The following is a 13,457-nucleotide window of genomic DNA, read 5'->3' on the forward strand; positions in this document are numbered from 1 at the left end:
GCCGGCGGGCGTCACTTCCGCGAGCATTGCCGACAGTTCGATCACCGGCGGGTGCGTCGTCTTGAAGAAGGTGTTGTAGAACGGCAGTTCCTGCAGCTGGCGATACGCGGCATCGGCGAGTTCCTTGCGGCCGTAGCCGACGTTCACGCACCAGAGGCCGGCCATCCCGTCGATGATCTTGTTGCCGTCCGAGTCCCACAGGTAGACGCCGTCGGCCTTCACGATCACGCGGCTGCCCGCGCGGTTCAGCGCGCCCATGTCCGAGAACGGGTGGATGTGGTGCGCGGCGTCGAGCGCGCGGTATTCGGCGGTCGAGCGTGCCTGCGTCGCGCGCGGCGCGACGGCCGGCGCGGCCGGCTGGATCCAGGCAGATTCGTTGCGGTAAGTCATGTTTCCTCCGTGATTCCGTATGGCGGTTGTGCGCGCGCTTAGACGTGCAGCAGCAGGTGGCGGCGTTCCCACGAGCTGATCACGCGGAAGAACGCTTCGTATTCGGTTTCCTTCAGCGCGAAATACGCCTTCAGGAACTTTTGGCCGAGGATTTCGCCGAGCGGCTCGCACGCGGCCATCAGCGTCAGCCCTTCCTCGAGGTTGCGCGGCAGCTGGTACGGCAGGTCGTAGCCGTCGCTGACGAGCGGCTCGGTCGGCTCCAGGCGCTGCGTCATGCCGAGGTAGCCGGCCGCGAGCGTCGCGGCGAGCGCGAGGTACGGATTGCAGTCGACGCCCGGGATGCGGTTCTCGATGCGGCGCGCCGACGGGCCCGAGTGCGGGATGCGGAAGCCGACCGTGCGGTTGTCGTAGCCCCACTGCACGTTGATCGGCGCGGCCATGAAGCGCGACAGGCGACGATACGAGTTGATGTACGGCGCGAAGATCGGCATCAGCGCCGGCGTGTACTTCTGCAGCCCCGCGAGGTAGTTGTAGAACATCGACGTCGCGCCGCCGGTTTCCTGCGACGTGAACAGGTTCTGGCCCGTTTCCTCGTCGACGATGCTCTGGTGCACGTGCATCGCAGAACCCGGCTCGTTTTCCATCGGCTTGGCCATGAACGTCGCGTACATGTTGTGACGCAGCGCGGCCTCGCGCACCGTGCGCTTGAACAGGAACACCTGGTCGGCCAGCGACAGCGCGTCGCCGTGCATGAAGTTGATCTCCATCTGCGCGGCGCCGACTTCGTGGATCAGCGTGTCGATGTCGAGGTTCTGTGCTTCGCAGTACTCGTAGATGTCCTCGAACAGCGGATCGAACTCGTTGACGGCCTCGATCGAATACGACTGGCGGCCCGTTTCGGGGCGTCCCGTGCGGCCGACCGGGGGGCGCAGCGGCAGGTCGGGGTCCTTGTTCATGTCGACCAGATAGAACTCGAGCTCCGGTGCGACGACGGGCTTCCAGCCCTTCGCCTTGTACAGCTCGAGCACGCGGCGCAGCACGTAGCGCGGCGAGATCTCGACCGGCGAGCCGTCGAAATGCACGCAGTCGTGGATCACCTGCGCGGTCGGGTCGACGGCCCACGGGATCAGGCGGATCGTCGACTCGTCGGGCACGCACACCATGTCGGGATCGGTCACGCCGGTCAGCGAGCCGTCTTCCGGATATTCGCCGGTGACGGTCTGCACCATCACGGCCTGCGGCAGCCGCATCGACTCGCCGGACGTGAACTTGTTGCGCGGCGTGATCTTGCCGCGCGCGATGCCGGCCATGTCGGGAATGATCGCCTCGACTTCGGTGATCCGGTGTTGTTTCAGAAAACTTTCGATGTCTTGCATGTCTGTTCTCGTAAGTGGGTCGGCGCGCTCAGGCGAGCGCGGCGGCGGCCGTGGCGCGCGTGCGGGCAGTTCGTCGGGCGCGGCAGGCGTCGCCGAAGGCGCGGAAGATCGCGCTCGACAGCGGATCCTGCGCATGCCGCCATTCCGGGTGCCATTGCACGGCGAGTGCGAAAGCCGGGGCATCGACGACGCTGACGGCCTCGATCAGGCCGTCCGGCGCGACGGCCTCGACGGCGAGGCCGGAGCCGAGCTGCGCGATGCCCTGCTGGTGCAGCGAGTTCACGCGCACTTCATCGCGGCCGCCGGCGAGCGCATGCAGCTTGCCGCCGGGCGTCAGGTGCACGACGTGTGCGGGGCCGTATTGCGTGTCCATCGGCGCGGCGTTGTCCTCGCGGTGATCGGCGAGGCCCGGCACGTCGTGCACGCGCTGGTGCAGCGTGCCGCCGCAGACGACGTTCAGCTCCTGGAAGCCGCGGCAGACGGCGAGCACCGGCACGCCTGCGGCGATCGCCGCGCGCAGCAGCGGCAGCGTCGTCGCATCGCGTGCCGGGTCGTGCTTCGTGCCGGGCGCGCTCGGCTCGCCGCCGTACAGGTGCGGCTCGACGTTCGAGTAGCTGCCGGTAAACAGCAGGCCGTCGACCGTGTCGAGGATGTCGTCAGCCGACTGGCGCTCGCCGAGCGCGGGCAGCACCATCGCGAGCGCCTGCGCGCCGTCGACGATCGCGGCGACGTATTTGTCGCCGACCGTATGCGACGCGTGTGCGCCGATTTGCGTGTGGTCGGCGGTGATGCCGACGAGGGGTTTCCTTTCCATGACGTCAATCAGTAATCCGTAGGGATGTGGCGTGCGTCGGGTCGGATATTGCAAAACGCAGGCACGACACGGCCCCGCAGCCTGGCGCAGAGCGCAAGGCCGCTGGTGAATGGGCGCAGCGGGATGACGTGGCGATCCGCGCTGCGCGCGACGATCAGGCCGTCGTTCGTTCGGATGCGATACGCGACGCGGCAACGAATGCGCGAACGCGTTCCGTCACCGCATGGACGACGCGGTTGGCGAATCGGCAGACGAAACGAACGACGTAAAGAAAGGAGAGGCGCTACGGCAGCAGCGACGCCACTTCGTCGGTATCGACGGCGACGAATGCGCGTGCGGAAACGGCGTTGTGGCGCCGAACGGAACGACGGGACAGGATGGTGTAGATCGACAGATGCTGCAGGCGAGGACTATGCCAGCCGCAACTGCCATCGGAAGGGGACGCCGCGCTGCGCGAACTTCGCGCCACGCTTCGATCCCACCTCACCAGAGGGCCACGGACTCTCACGATTACACTCGACTGGGTTGTTGAAAGTATTGAACACCTGACCGTTTCGACGCGCTGGGCGTTTAAAATAATCAAGGCGCCGGTTACACGTCATTTACATGATGGGCAGCAATTTTTGCGTTGCAATAACGCGTTTTGCTGCCTGTGAAAGCCAAATGACGCTGACCTGAGAGCCAGCATATACGAGCCAAAAACGGCGTCAAATGTTTTTTAACGGTCCTGCATCAGGGCTTTCCCGAGCAGTGAAAACAAAGATTCGCAAAAGGAATAATCGGAACGGTGTTCATTATTTCGAACGCCTTTCAGGGTTTTCCCCGCTGATGCACGGCATAAAGTGATTAGAATATTCAACGGCTGTCCACTGCGTCGTTTCACTTTGTCATCGCACTTATCGTGTCCGAAACCGAATCGATGTCCACCGAAGTCGCCGAGCGCCTGCGTTTCGTGCGCAACAAGCATGGCCTGTCGCAGCGCGAACTCGCGAAGCGCGCCGGCGTGACCAACGGCACGATCTCGCTGATCGAACAGGGCCGTGTGAGCCCGTCGGTCGGCTCGCTGAAGAAGCTGCTCGAATGCATCCCGATGAGTCTCGCGGAGTTCTTTACGTTCGAGCTCGTCGAATCGCGCACGGTCGTATCGCGTCGCGCCGAGATGCCGAACCTCGGCAACGACACGCTCGCGTTTCATCTGGTCGGCGCGAGCGTGAAGGACCGCAACATGTGCATCCTGCGCGAGATCTACCAGCCGCACGCCGATACGGGCCCCGAGATGCTCGTGCACGCGGGGCACGAGGGCGGCGTCGTCGTATCGGGTCGGCTCGAGCTGACCGTCGACGGCGCGACGTGGCTGCTCGACCCCGGAGACGGCTACTACTTCGAAAGCCGTTTGCCGCACCGTTTTCGCAATCCCAGCGCGGAACAGATCTGCGAGGTCGTGTCGGCCAATTCGCCGGCAACCTTCTGACCGCGCGTCACCGCATTCGCGGCCGGCCGCGCATGATGCGCGCGGCGCGTCGCACCGCGAATGCCACAACATTGAGGCATCCTGATGAACAAGTTGACTTTGGCTGACTGGCAGGACAAGGCGGCGTCGCTCGAGATCGAAGGGCGCGCATTCATCGACGGCGCGTTGCGCGACGCGCAAGGAGGCAAGACGTTCGACTGCGTGAGCCCGATCGACGGCCGCGTGCTGGCGAAGGTCGCCGAATGCGGCGAAGCCGACGTGAACGCGGCGGTGGCGGCCGCGCGCCGCGCGTTCGACGCGGGCGTATGGGCCGGCCTGAACCCGCGTGCGCGCAAGGCCGTGCTGCTGCGCTGGGCCGCGCTGATGCACGAGCATCTCGACGAACTGTCGCTGCTCGAGACGCTCGACGCGGGCAAGCCGATCGGCGACACGACGACGGTCGACGTGCCGGGCGCCGCGTATTGCGTCGAATGGTTTGCGGAAGCGATCGACAAGGTCGGCGGCGAAGTCGCGCCGGCCGATCATCATCTCGTCGGTCTCGTCACGCGCGAGCCGGTCGGCGTGGTGGCGGCCGTCGTGCCGTGGAACTTCCCGATCCTGATGGCCGCATGGAAGTTCGGCCCCGCGCTCGCGGCCGGCAACAGCGTCGTGCTGAAGCCGTCGGAGAAATCGCCGCTGACCGCGATCCGCGTCGCGCAGCTCGCATACGAAGCCGGCATCCCGGCAGGCGTGTTCAACGTCGTGCCGGGCGCGGGCGTTCCCGGCAAGCTGCTCGCGCTGCATCGCGACGTCGACTGCATCGCGTTCACCGGCTCGACGGCGGTCGGCAAGCTGATCATGCAGTACGCCGCGCAGTCGAATTTGAAGCGCGCATGGCTCGAACTCGGCGGCAAGTCGCCGAACATCGTGCTTCCCGATTGTCCCGATCTCGACCGCGCCGCGCAGGCCGCGGCCGGCGCGATCTTCTACAACATGGGCGAGATGTGCACGGCCGGCTCGCGGCTGCTCGTGCATCGCGACATCAAGGACGTATTCATCGAGAAGCTCGTGGCGGCCGCGCGGGCTTACGTGCCCGGCAACCCGCTTGATCCGTCGGTGTCGATGGGCGCGATCGTCGACGGCATCCAGCTCGAGCGCGTGCTCGGTTATATCGAGGCGGGGCGCAGCGAAGGCAGGCTCGTCACGGGTGGTGCGCGCGTGAAGGAGGAGACGGGCGGCTTCTATGTCGAGCCGACGGTGTTCGAGGTGAAGCCCGATGCGAAGATCGCGCGCGAGGAGATCTTCGGGCCCGTGCTGTCGGTGATCGTGTTCGACGACGTCGACGAAGCCGTGCGGATCGCCAACGACACCGAATACGGGCTGGCCGCGGCCGTATGGACGTCGAATCTGACGACCGCGCACGACGTGTCGCGCCGACTGCGCGCGGGCACGGTGTGGGTGAACTGCTACGACGAGGGCGGCGACATGAACTTCCCGTTCGGCGGTTACAAGCAGTCGGGCAACGGCCGCGACAAGTCGCTGCATGCGCTCGAGAAGTACACCGAGCTGAAGTCGACGCTGATCCGGCTGCGCTGACGCGGTGCCGCGGGCGCAACCCCGCCACGCGGTTCGCCCGCGGCCCGCAGCCAGAAGCACGCGTTATGCGGTGCGCAGCGCGGGGTGGAAGCCGGCGGCCTCGATGATCGACTGCACGCGCTCGGCGCCTTGCGCCGATTCGACCTTGACGATCTTCGTCGCGACGTCGATGTCGAGCTTCGCGGCGGGATCGGCGGCCGTCACCGCGCGCGTGATTGCATTGGCGCAGCCGCCGCAGGTCATGTCCTGGACTTCGAATTCCATCGTGTTCTCCTGAGTTGACGATTGACGAGCATGGTCAGCATGAAGCTTGCCATGGTGGGAAGGTCAAGCGCATTCATGCCGCCTGATGCATGCGTTGTCGCCCGGCGCGGAGAAATGATTCGTCAGGGTGAGGTCAGACAAATAGGGGGGGCAGTCGCATGCGTCAGTCGGAATCTTTCCCGATTGACGCCGATGCGCGGCCGCCGTCGTGCGACGAGCGCCTTGCCTGGCAACGCGCGGTGCGCATGTGTGAAGCGCTATCTCCATAATGCCGGTAAGGGTACGCGATATGGAAATGCGAATCGATCTTACTATCAATGTCCTTCGACATTCCATTTCATTACGTACATGAACCGTTTCGCACTGGGTTTCGCCGCTGTCCTGCTGGCCGCGTCGGCCGCCACCGCATTCGCCGCCGACGACGTCGTCAACCTGACGCTGAAGGACCACAAGTTTTCACCCGATGGCGTGACGATTCCGGCCGGCAAGAAAGTGAAGTTCGTCGTGAAGAACCTCGATGCGACGCCCGCGGAATTCGAGAGCGACGACTTCAAGGCCGAGAAGGTCATTCCCGCCGGCAAGTCGGCCGAGATCCTGGTCGGGCCGCTGAAGGCCGGCACCTACGAGTTTCACGACGAGTATCACGAAGCGCAGTCGAAGACCCACCTGACCGTCAAGTAAGCGAATCCCGCCATGCTGTCTACCGCGCTGATTGTCTTTCGTGAAGTGCTCGAGGCCGCGCTGGTGGTCTCGATCGTGATGGCCGCCACGAAGGGCGTGCCGCGGCGCGGCTGGTGGGTCGGCGGCGGGCTCGTCGGCGGCGTGGTCGGCGCGGGCCTGATCGCGGCGTTCGCCGACGTGATCTCGCAGTGGGCGTCCGGCATGGGGCAGGAAGTATTCAACGCGGGCGTGATGTTCGTCGCGACGCTGATGCTGGCCTGGCACTGCATCTGGATGAGCCGGCACGGCCGCGAGATGGCGCTGCACATGGGCGAAGTCGGACGGGCCGTCGCGGCCGGCAGCCGGCCGCTGACGGGGCTGGCGATCGTGGTCGGCGTCGCGGTGCTGCGCGAAGGCTCCGAGGCCGTGCTGTTCCTGTACGGCATCGCCGCGGGCGATCCGGGGCAGACGCCGCAGATGATCGTCGGCGGGCTGCTCGGCGTGCTCGGCGGAGCCGGGCTCGGTTATGCGATGTATGCGGGCCTGCTGCAGATTCCGCTGAAGCGCCTGTTCTCCGTCACCAACGGGCTGATCGTGCTGCTGGCGGCCGGGATGGCGAGCCAGTGTGTCGGTTTCCTGCTGGCGGCCGGCCTCGTGCCGTCGTGGGGCGATGCGATCTGGGACACGTCGTGGCTGCTGAAGGAGTCGAGCATCGTCGGCAAGGCGCTGCATACGCTGATCGGCTATACCGCGCGTCCGGCGGGCATCCAGATCGCCGCGTACGTCGCGACGCTGGCGGCGATCGTCGTGCTGACGCGGCTCGTCGGTCGTCCGCAGGCGACGATGAGGCCGCCGCGGCCTGTCGTGTGAGTTTTCCCGGGTTCGAACGAAAGAAGGGGCGTCGTGGACGCCCCTTCTTTCGTTTGCGGCTCGCGGTCAGCGCGCGGTCGGCTGCGCGCCGGTCAGCGGTGGCTGTCGATCCACGCGCGGGCCCATTCGAGCCCGGCCTCGCGCGCGTCGTCTTCGGTGTCGAATACGCCGAGCACGCCGGACGCTTCGACGAGCCGGTTGTTCTGCGTGATCGTGCCGCTCGCCGCGAAGCGTTCGGGCTGCAGGATCTCGTCCTGCTGCAGGATCGCGTGGCCCCAGATCTGGTAGCCGTGGTAGGTTTGCGCTTCCATTATCGAGTCACCTCCGCGGAGCGGTTGTGCGTGCCGACTCGCAGCACGTTGCCGTCCGGCGTGTATTGCCGCGGAATATCGGAGAAATCGAGCGCGTGCGTCGCGTCGGGGCCGGCGGGCTGCATCACCGTGAGACGGCCCGGCGCGGGCTGCGCGACGGGGCGCGGTGCGGCCGGCGCCTCGGCCGCGGCGGGCGGGCGAGGCGAGCCGGCTTTCACGGTTTGCGTGACACGACGCTTGTGCGGTTTCGCAGCGGCTTTCGGCGTTGCGCTCGCGTGCTTCTCGGCGCTCTTGCCGGCGCGCGCGGGCGCGGCCGGCGTACGGGCTTCCGGCGTACGGGCTTCCGGCGTATGTGCCACCGGCTTCCGCGCCTCGGGCGGGTTCCAGACCTCGACGTAGTGCTCGGCGGCCCAGCCCGTCGACGCGAACGTCAGCGCCAGCAATCCGCATCCAAACAGTCTTACCATTGTCTCTCCGTCTGTCTCGTTGGTGCGCCGTGCCGGCTGCGCCGATCGGTCTTTCGCCTTACTCCACCGTCACCGATTTCGCGAGGTTCCGCGGCTTGTCGACGTCGGTGCCGCGCGCGCACGCGGTGTGATACGCGAGCAGTTGCAGCGGCACGACGTGCAGGATCGGCGACAGTTGCCCGTAGTGTTCCGGCATCCGGATCACGTGCAGGCCGTCGTCGTTGACGATCTGCGTATCGGCATCGGCGAATACGTACAGCTCGCCGCCGCGCGCCCGCACTTCCTGCATGTTCGACTTCAGCTTCTCGAGCAGCGTGTCGTTCGGCGCGACCGTGACGACCGGCATCGCTTCCGTGACGAGCGCGAGCGGCCCGTGCTTCAGTTCGCCGGCCGGATAGGCCTCGGCGTGGATGTACGAGATTTCCTTCAGCTTCAGCGCGCCTTCGAGCGCGATCGGGTAGTGCAGCCCGCGGCCGAGGAACAGCGCGTTTTCCTTGCGCGCGAATTCCTCCGACCACGCGATGATCTGCGGCTCGAGCGCGAGCACGCTGTTCAGCGCGGCCGGCAGGTGGCGCAGCTGCTTCAGGAACTCGGCTTCCTGCGCGGCGTCGACGTGCCCGCGCAGCTTGCCGAGCGTCGCGGCCAGCACGAACAGCGCGACGAGCTGCGTCGTGAACGCCTTGGTCGACGCGACGCCGATCTCGGTGCCCGCGTGCGTCAGGAACTGCATTTCGGTCAGGCGCACCATCGCGCTCGTCGCGACGTTGCAGACCGCGAGCGTATGCGTGTGGCCGAGCGACTGCGCATGCTTGAGCGCCGCGAGCGTGTCGGCCGTCTCGCCCGACTGCGAGATCACGAGCACGAGCTGGCGCGGGTTCGGCACCGACTCGCGGTAGCGGTATTCGCTCGCGATCTCGACCTGGGTCGGGATTTTCGCGATCGATTCGAGCCAGTACTTCGCGGTGAGGCCCGAGTAGTAGCTCGTGCCGCACGCGAGGATCAGCAGGCTGTCGATGTCCGCGAACGCGGCGGGCGCGGCGTCGCCGAACAGCGTCGCGTCGAACGCGTCGGTTTGCGGCACGGTATCGCCGATCGCGCGCGGCTGCTCGAAGATTTCCTTCTGCATGAAGTGGCGATACGGGCCCAGCTCGACCGCGCCGCCGTATGCGCTGACTACGCGGATTTCGCGCTGCACGGTGGCGCCGTGGCGGTCGACGATCTTCACGCCGTCGAGCGACAGCTCGCACACGTCGCCTTCCTCGAGGAACGTGAAGCGGTCGGTGCTGCCCGCGAGCGCGAGCGCATCGGACGCGAGGAAGTTCTCGCCGTCGCCGTGGCCGACGACGAGCGGCGAACCCTGGCGCGCACCGACGACGGTGTGCGGCTGGTCCTTGTGGATCACGGCGATCGCATACGCGCCGTGCAGCTGCCGCACGGCTTCGCGCACCGCGTCGAACAGGTTGCCGCGGTACAGGCTGTGCACGAGGTGCGCGATCACTTCGGTGTCGGTCTGCGACACGAATTCGTAGCCCTTCGCGCGCAGCGCTTCGCGCAGCGGCTCGAAGTTCTCGATGATGCCGTTGTGGACGAGCGCGAGCGCGTCCGACGAGAAGATCGGGTGCGCGTTGTGCGTGACGGGCGCGCCGTGCGTCGCCCAGCGCGTGTGCGCGACGCCGGTCGTGCCTTCGAGGTGCGATTCGCGCACCTGCGCGTCGAGATCGGCGACGCGCGCGACGCTGCGCGCGCGCTTCGGTGCGCCCGGCTCGAGCACGGCGACGCCGCACGAGTCGTAGCCACGGTATTCGAGGCGCCGCAATCCTTCGATCAGCACCGGAACGATATTACGCTGCGCAACTGCGCCGACAATGCCGCACATGAATGGGTCAGTCCTGTAAGTCGACGCGGGCGCCGCCGGGGCGCCCGCAAAGGGTTCAGCTTTTCTTCTTGACCGGGCGGACGTAGCCGCTCTTCGTCGTCTGGGTCTTCTCGTTCAATGCGAGCAGGCCGTCGGCAACGTCCTTCCAGATCGTCGTGCCGGCCGCGATCGTCACGCCGCGGCCGACGCGCACGGGCGCGACGAGCTGCGTGTCGGAGCCGACGAACACGTCGTCCTCGATCACGGTGCGGAACTTGTTCGCGCCGTCGTAGTTGCAGGTGATCGTGCCCGCGCCGATGTTCACGCGCGCGCCGATGTCGGCGTCGCCGATATACGTGAGGTGGTTCGCCTTCGAGCCGTGGCCGATCACCGCGTTCTTCACCTCGACGAAGTTGCCGACGTGCGCTTCGTCCGCGAGCTGCGCGCCGGGGCGCAGCCGCGCGTACGGACCGATTACGGTGTTCGCGCCGAGCTCGGCGCCGTCGATGTGCGTGAATGCGTCGATGCGCGTGCCGGCGCCGACCGACGCGTTGCGGATCACGCAGTTCGCGCCGATCGTCACGTTGTCGGCGAGCGTCACGTTGCCTTCGAACACGCAGTTCACGTCGATCGACACGTCGCGGCCGCAGCGCAGCGTGCCGCGCACGTCGACGCGCGCCGGATCGGCGAGCGTGACGCCGTCGACGAGCAGCGCTTGCGCGACATTGCGCTGGTGGATGCGCTCGAGTTCGGCGAGCTGCGCCTTGCTGTTCACGCCGAGCGTTTCCCATTCGTCGTCCGGCTGCGCCGTGACGACCTCGAAGCCGGCCTCGATCGCGAGCTCGACGACGTCGGTCAGGTAGTACTCGCCCTGCGCGTTTTCGTTCTTCAACGCGCCGAGCCACATCGACAGCTGGGCCGTGGGCGTGACGATGATGCCGGTGTTGATTTCGGCAATCTTCAGCTGTTCCGGCGACGCGTCCTTCTGCTCGACGATGCGCGTGACGAAGCCTGCCGCGTCGCGCACGATGCGGCCATAGCCGGTCGGATCGTCGAGCGTGACGGTCAGAATTCCGTAGCGGCCGTCGCGCGCGGCGTCGACGAGGCGCCGCAGCGTCGACGCGCGGGTGAGCGGCACGTCACCGTACAGCACGAGCGTCGGTTGCGCGGGATCGAGCAGCGGCAGCGCCTGGCGCACCGCGTGGCCGGTGCCGAGCTGCTCGGTCTGCACCGCGAACTGGACGTCGGGCGCGGCGACGGCAGCCTGGACCCGCTCGGCGCCGTGACCGACGACGACGACGAGCCGGGACGGCTGCAGCGTGCGCGCGGTGTCGATGACGTGGGAGAGGAGCGGCCTGCCGGCCAGGGGGTGAAGCACTTTCGGCAGCGCGGAACGCATGCGCTTGCCGGTGCCTGCCGCCAAAATCACGATATTCATGGCGCCAGCTTGTCAGAGGAGTTCGAAGCCGTCCATTTTAGCATGCGGCCCCCGCCGTTCCGGGCCCGCCGCGCGGGCCCGGCGGCGCCGGAAAGGGCGGCCGGCGCCCCGTTCCGGCAGGTCTTCCGACCCCGCTTACAGGTCGTCGAACTGGACGATCGAGATCGGCTGGGCGGCGCCCGGCGCCGCGGCGTCGTCGCCCGACGCGCACGGTTCCTCGTCGAACGCGATGTCGCCCTGCGGATCGGCAACGCCCGTCGCGCGCAGCGACGTGAACGGAAACAGCGTCGTGTCCATCAGGTGCGACGGCACGACCTTCGCGAGCGCGTTGAACATGTTCTCGACGCGGCCCGGGAAGCGCTTGTCCCATTCGCGGATCAGCGCCTTCATTTCCGCGCGCTTCAGGTTCGGCTGGCTGCCGCACAGGTTGCACGGGATGATCGGGAATTCGCGCAGCTCCGCGTATTTCTCGAGATCGGTTTCCTTCACGTACGCGAGCGGGCGGATCACGATGTTCTTGCCGTCGTCCGACTGCAGCTTCGGCGGCATCCCCTTCAGCTTGCCGCCGTAGAACATGTTGAGCAGCAGCGTCTGCACGATGTCGTCGCGGTGGTGGCCGAGCGCGATCTTGGTCGCGCCGAGCTCGCCGGCCACGCGGTACAGGATCCCGCGGCGCAGCCGCGAGCACAGCGAGCAGGTCGTCTTGCCTTCGGGCACGAGCCGCTTGACGATGCTGTAGGTGTCCTGGTTCTCGATGTGGAACGGCACGCCGACCTGCTTCAGGTATTCGGGCAGCACGTGCTCGGGGAAGCCCGGCTGCTTCTGGTCGAGGTTCACCGCGACGATGTCGAAGTCGATCGGCGCGCGCTCGCGCAGGCGCAGCAGCACGTCGAGCATCGCGTAGCTGTCCTTGCCGCCCGACAGGCAGACCATCACCTTGTCGCCGTGCTCGATCATGTTGTAGTCGCCGATCGCCTGGCCGACCTGGCGCACGATCCGCTTGAACAGCTTGTTGTTCTCGTACGCTTCCTTCTGCTCGCGGCGCGTCAGCGCCTGGCGGCCGGCCGGGGCGGCCGCGTCGAGGGTGGCGGCGTCGGCCGCCGTGTCGTTCATGTGGGGGGCGTTCATGCGCGCTCCTCGTCCTTGATGCGAAAGACTTCGACGCCGACGGCGTCGCAGTCCGGATAGGCGTCCGGTTTCTCGGTACAGACGCGTACCGCGCGCACGGCGTCGTGCGCCAGCAGGTGCGCGGCGATCGCGTCGCACAGCGTTTCCTGCAGGTGGATGTGGCCGCGCGCCATGCATTGCGCGACGCTCTGCTTCATCAGGTCGTAGTCGACGACTTCATGGAGACGATCGTCGACGGGGGTGGACAGCGCGAGCGGCACGAACAGGTCGACGTTGATGACGACGCGCTGCTCGCCGCGCTTCTCGTGTTCGAAGGCACCGATGTTGATGTGCACCTCGTAATCGCGCAGGTAGAGCCTGCGGCAATCCGCGAGGCGGGGGTGCAGGAGAGCGGAAAACTTGGTCGTCCCAGTCAAATTGGCGTGCGCCCACGCAAAGCGGCGCGGGCGGCGGCAGTCAGGCCGCGCGCCCGCGGTTCATTCATTCGGGCCGGCGGCGGGCGGCACGAGGTGCTCGCCGCCGTCGACGGTCAGCGTCGCGCCCGTGACGCCGGGCGCGCTCGCGAGATAGCAGGCGGCCGCCGCGATGTCGTCCGCGTGTGCCGCGTGGCCGCGCACCAGTGCCGCGACCCGCACCTTCGGCGCGAGCGCCAGCGCCAGCGCCGACGTCGCGCGGTTCAGCGCGGCCTGCATCAGCGCGTGCGACAACTGCGCCGGCGCCGGGTGAAACAGCGCCTGGTCCAGCACGTGGATCGCGCACGCGCGCAGCGCTTCGTGCTCGCGCGCGGCGTCGGGCGTCGCATCGGCGAGCGCGCGGGCCAGCGCGAGCGGCGCCGTCA

General features: G+C 67.1%; 16 protein-coding genes. 4 read left to right on the top strand and 12 right to left on the bottom strand.

Translation table 11 applies throughout. The features are described from left to right. The 4 genes from ACPUER_RS34430 to ACPUER_RS34445 form a co-directional block, all read right to left on the bottom strand. On the bottom strand, positions 1 to 390 hold a 390-nt coding region (locus ACPUER_RS34430; protein ID WP_425133290.1), incomplete at its 3' end, for an aminotransferase class III-fold pyridoxal phosphate-dependent enzyme. A 38-nt stretch (positions 391 to 428) separates the two neighbouring features. Then, complete coding sequence (locus ACPUER_RS34435; protein ID WP_310135493.1) at positions 429 to 1,766, bottom strand: glutamine synthetase family protein; 1,338 nt, start codon at positions 1,764 to 1,766, stop codon at positions 429 to 431. A 28-nt stretch (positions 1,767 to 1,794) separates the two neighbouring features. Then, a complete protein-coding gene (locus tag ACPUER_RS34440) occupies positions 1,795 to 2,580 on the bottom strand; it encodes a gamma-glutamyl-gamma-aminobutyrate hydrolase family protein (protein ID WP_425133291.1) in 786 nt (261 codons plus the stop codon). 283 nt (positions 2,581 to 2,863) lie between these two features. Next, positions 2,864 to 3,088, bottom strand: a complete 225-nt coding sequence (locus tag ACPUER_RS34445) for a hypothetical protein (protein ID WP_072437498.1) — start codon at positions 3,086 to 3,088, stop codon at positions 2,864 to 2,866. Positions 3,089 to 3,499: 411 nt separating this feature from the next. Between ACPUER_RS34445 and ACPUER_RS34450 the strand changes: the two genes are divergently transcribed. Continuing rightward, entirely contained in the window at positions 3,500 to 4,051 is a 552-nt protein-coding gene (locus ACPUER_RS34450; RefSeq protein WP_072437665.1) for a cupin domain-containing protein, read from the top strand. An 84-nt stretch (positions 4,052 to 4,135) separates the two neighbouring features. Continuing rightward, the gene (locus ACPUER_RS34455; RefSeq protein ID WP_310135489.1) at positions 4,136 to 5,626 is read left to right on the top strand and encodes an aldehyde dehydrogenase; all 1,491 of its coding nucleotides are present in this window, start codon (positions 4,136 to 4,138) and stop codon (positions 5,624 to 5,626) included. 63 nt (positions 5,627 to 5,689) lie between these two features. On the opposite strand, the gene ACPUER_RS34460 is transcribed toward ACPUER_RS34455, so the two are convergent. After that, positions 5,690 to 5,890, bottom strand: a complete 201-nt coding sequence (locus ACPUER_RS34460; protein WP_047899211.1) for a heavy-metal-associated domain-containing protein — start codon at positions 5,888 to 5,890, stop codon at positions 5,690 to 5,692. A gap of 348 nt (positions 5,891 to 6,238) precedes the next feature. Here ACPUER_RS34460 and ACPUER_RS34465 point away from each other — a divergent pair, with 348 nt between their 5' ends. Continuing rightward, positions 6,239 to 6,571 carry a cupredoxin domain-containing protein gene (locus ACPUER_RS34465; RefSeq protein WP_204424852.1) on the top strand — a complete coding sequence of 111 codons (333 nt, stop codon included), beginning with the start codon at positions 6,239 to 6,241 and terminating at the stop codon, positions 6,569 to 6,571. Between the two features lie 12 nt (positions 6,572 to 6,583). Further along, positions 6,584 to 7,420 (top strand): FTR1 family iron permease, encoded by an 837-nt coding sequence (locus ACPUER_RS34470; RefSeq protein WP_175963748.1) that lies wholly within the window; start codon positions 6,584 to 6,586, stop codon positions 7,418 to 7,420. A 92-nt stretch (positions 7,421 to 7,512) separates the two neighbouring features. On the opposite strand, the gene ACPUER_RS34475 is transcribed toward ACPUER_RS34470, so the two are convergent. The 7 genes from ACPUER_RS34475 to ACPUER_RS34505 all read right to left on the bottom strand — a co-directional run. Continuing rightward, complete coding sequence (locus tag ACPUER_RS34475; protein WP_111015945.1) at positions 7,513 to 7,731, bottom strand: hypothetical protein; 219 nt, start codon at positions 7,729 to 7,731, stop codon at positions 7,513 to 7,515. Next, a complete protein-coding gene (locus ACPUER_RS34480) occupies positions 7,731 to 8,198 on the bottom strand; it encodes a hypothetical protein (RefSeq protein WP_175963749.1) in 468 nt (155 codons plus the stop codon). Before ACPUER_RS34480 ends, ACPUER_RS34475 begins: the two co-directional genes overlap by 1 nt. A gap of 58 nt (positions 8,199 to 8,256) precedes the next feature. Next, positions 8,257 to 10,074, bottom strand: a complete 1,818-nt coding sequence (glmS, locus tag ACPUER_RS34485) for a glutamine--fructose-6-phosphate transaminase (isomerizing) (protein ID WP_425133292.1) — start codon at positions 10,072 to 10,074, stop codon at positions 8,257 to 8,259. A gap of 55 nt (positions 10,075 to 10,129) precedes the next feature. Continuing rightward, positions 10,130 to 11,491: a bifunctional UDP-N-acetylglucosamine diphosphorylase/glucosamine-1-phosphate N-acetyltransferase GlmU gene (gene glmU, locus ACPUER_RS34490; protein WP_425133293.1), complete on the bottom strand. Its 1,362-nt coding sequence runs from the start codon at positions 11,489 to 11,491 to the stop codon at positions 10,130 to 10,132. Positions 11,492 to 11,626: 135 nt separating this feature from the next. Continuing rightward, positions 11,627 to 12,619 (bottom strand): tRNA 2-thiocytidine(32) synthetase TtcA, encoded by a 993-nt coding sequence (ttcA, locus tag ACPUER_RS34495; RefSeq protein ID WP_034179228.1) that lies wholly within the window; start codon positions 12,617 to 12,619, stop codon positions 11,627 to 11,629. Further along, positions 12,616 to 13,035 carry a dihydroneopterin aldolase gene (locus ACPUER_RS34500; protein ID WP_425133294.1) on the bottom strand — a complete coding sequence of 140 codons (420 nt, stop codon included), beginning with the start codon at positions 13,033 to 13,035 and terminating at the stop codon, positions 12,616 to 12,618. Before ACPUER_RS34500 ends, ttcA begins: the two co-directional genes overlap by 4 nt. Positions 13,036 to 13,095: 60 nt before the next feature. Further along, a partial coding sequence (locus tag ACPUER_RS34505) for a Rossmann fold domain-containing protein (protein ID WP_425133295.1) occupies positions 13,096 to 13,457 on the bottom strand: 362 nt, incomplete at its 5' end.

This window comes from Burkholderia sp. DN3021, from assembly GCF_049805555.1.
Classification (GTDB): domain Bacteria; phylum Pseudomonadota; class Gammaproteobacteria; order Burkholderiales; family Burkholderiaceae; genus Burkholderia; species Burkholderia pyrrocinia_C.

Bases quoted from the DNA above. Each gene is read 5' to 3' on its own strand.
- ACPUER_RS34450 (WP_072437665.1), top strand. From the start codon at position 3,500: ATGTCCACCGAAGTCGCCGAGCGCCTGCGTTTCGTGCGCAACAAGCAT.
- ACPUER_RS34465 (WP_204424852.1), top strand. From the start codon at position 6,239: ATGAACCGTTTCGCACTGGGTTTCGCCGCTGTCCTGCTGGCCGCGTCG.
- ACPUER_RS34455 (WP_310135489.1), top strand. From the start codon at position 4,136: ATGAACAAGTTGACTTTGGCTGACTGGCAGGACAAGGCGGCGTCGCTC.
- ACPUER_RS34470 (WP_175963748.1), top strand. From the start codon at position 6,584: ATGCTGTCTACCGCGCTGATTGTCTTTCGTGAAGTGCTCGAGGCCGCG.
- ACPUER_RS34435 (WP_310135493.1), bottom strand. From the start codon at position 1,766: ATGCAAGACATCGAAAGTTTTCTGAAACAACACCGGATCACCGAAGTC.
- ACPUER_RS34460 (WP_047899211.1), bottom strand. From the start codon at position 5,890: ATGGAATTCGAAGTCCAGGACATGACCTGCGGCGGCTGCGCCAATGCA.
- glmS (WP_425133292.1), bottom strand. From the start codon at position 10,074: ATGTGCGGCATTGTCGGCGCAGTTGCGCAGCGTAATATCGTTCCGGTG.
- ttcA (WP_034179228.1), bottom strand. From the start codon at position 12,619: ATGAACGCCCCCCACATGAACGACACGGCGGCCGACGCCGCCACCCTC.
- glmU (WP_425133293.1), bottom strand. From the start codon at position 11,491: ATGAATATCGTGATTTTGGCGGCAGGCACCGGCAAGCGCATGCGTTCC.
- ACPUER_RS34440 (WP_425133291.1), bottom strand. From the start codon at position 2,580: ATGGAAAGGAAACCCCTCGTCGGCATCACCGCCGACCACACGCAAATC.
- ACPUER_RS34475 (WP_111015945.1), bottom strand. From the start codon at position 7,731: ATGGAAGCGCAAACCTACCACGGCTACCAGATCTGGGGCCACGCGATC.
- ACPUER_RS34480 (WP_175963749.1), bottom strand. From the start codon at position 8,198: ATGGTAAGACTGTTTGGATGCGGATTGCTGGCGCTGACGTTCGCGTCG.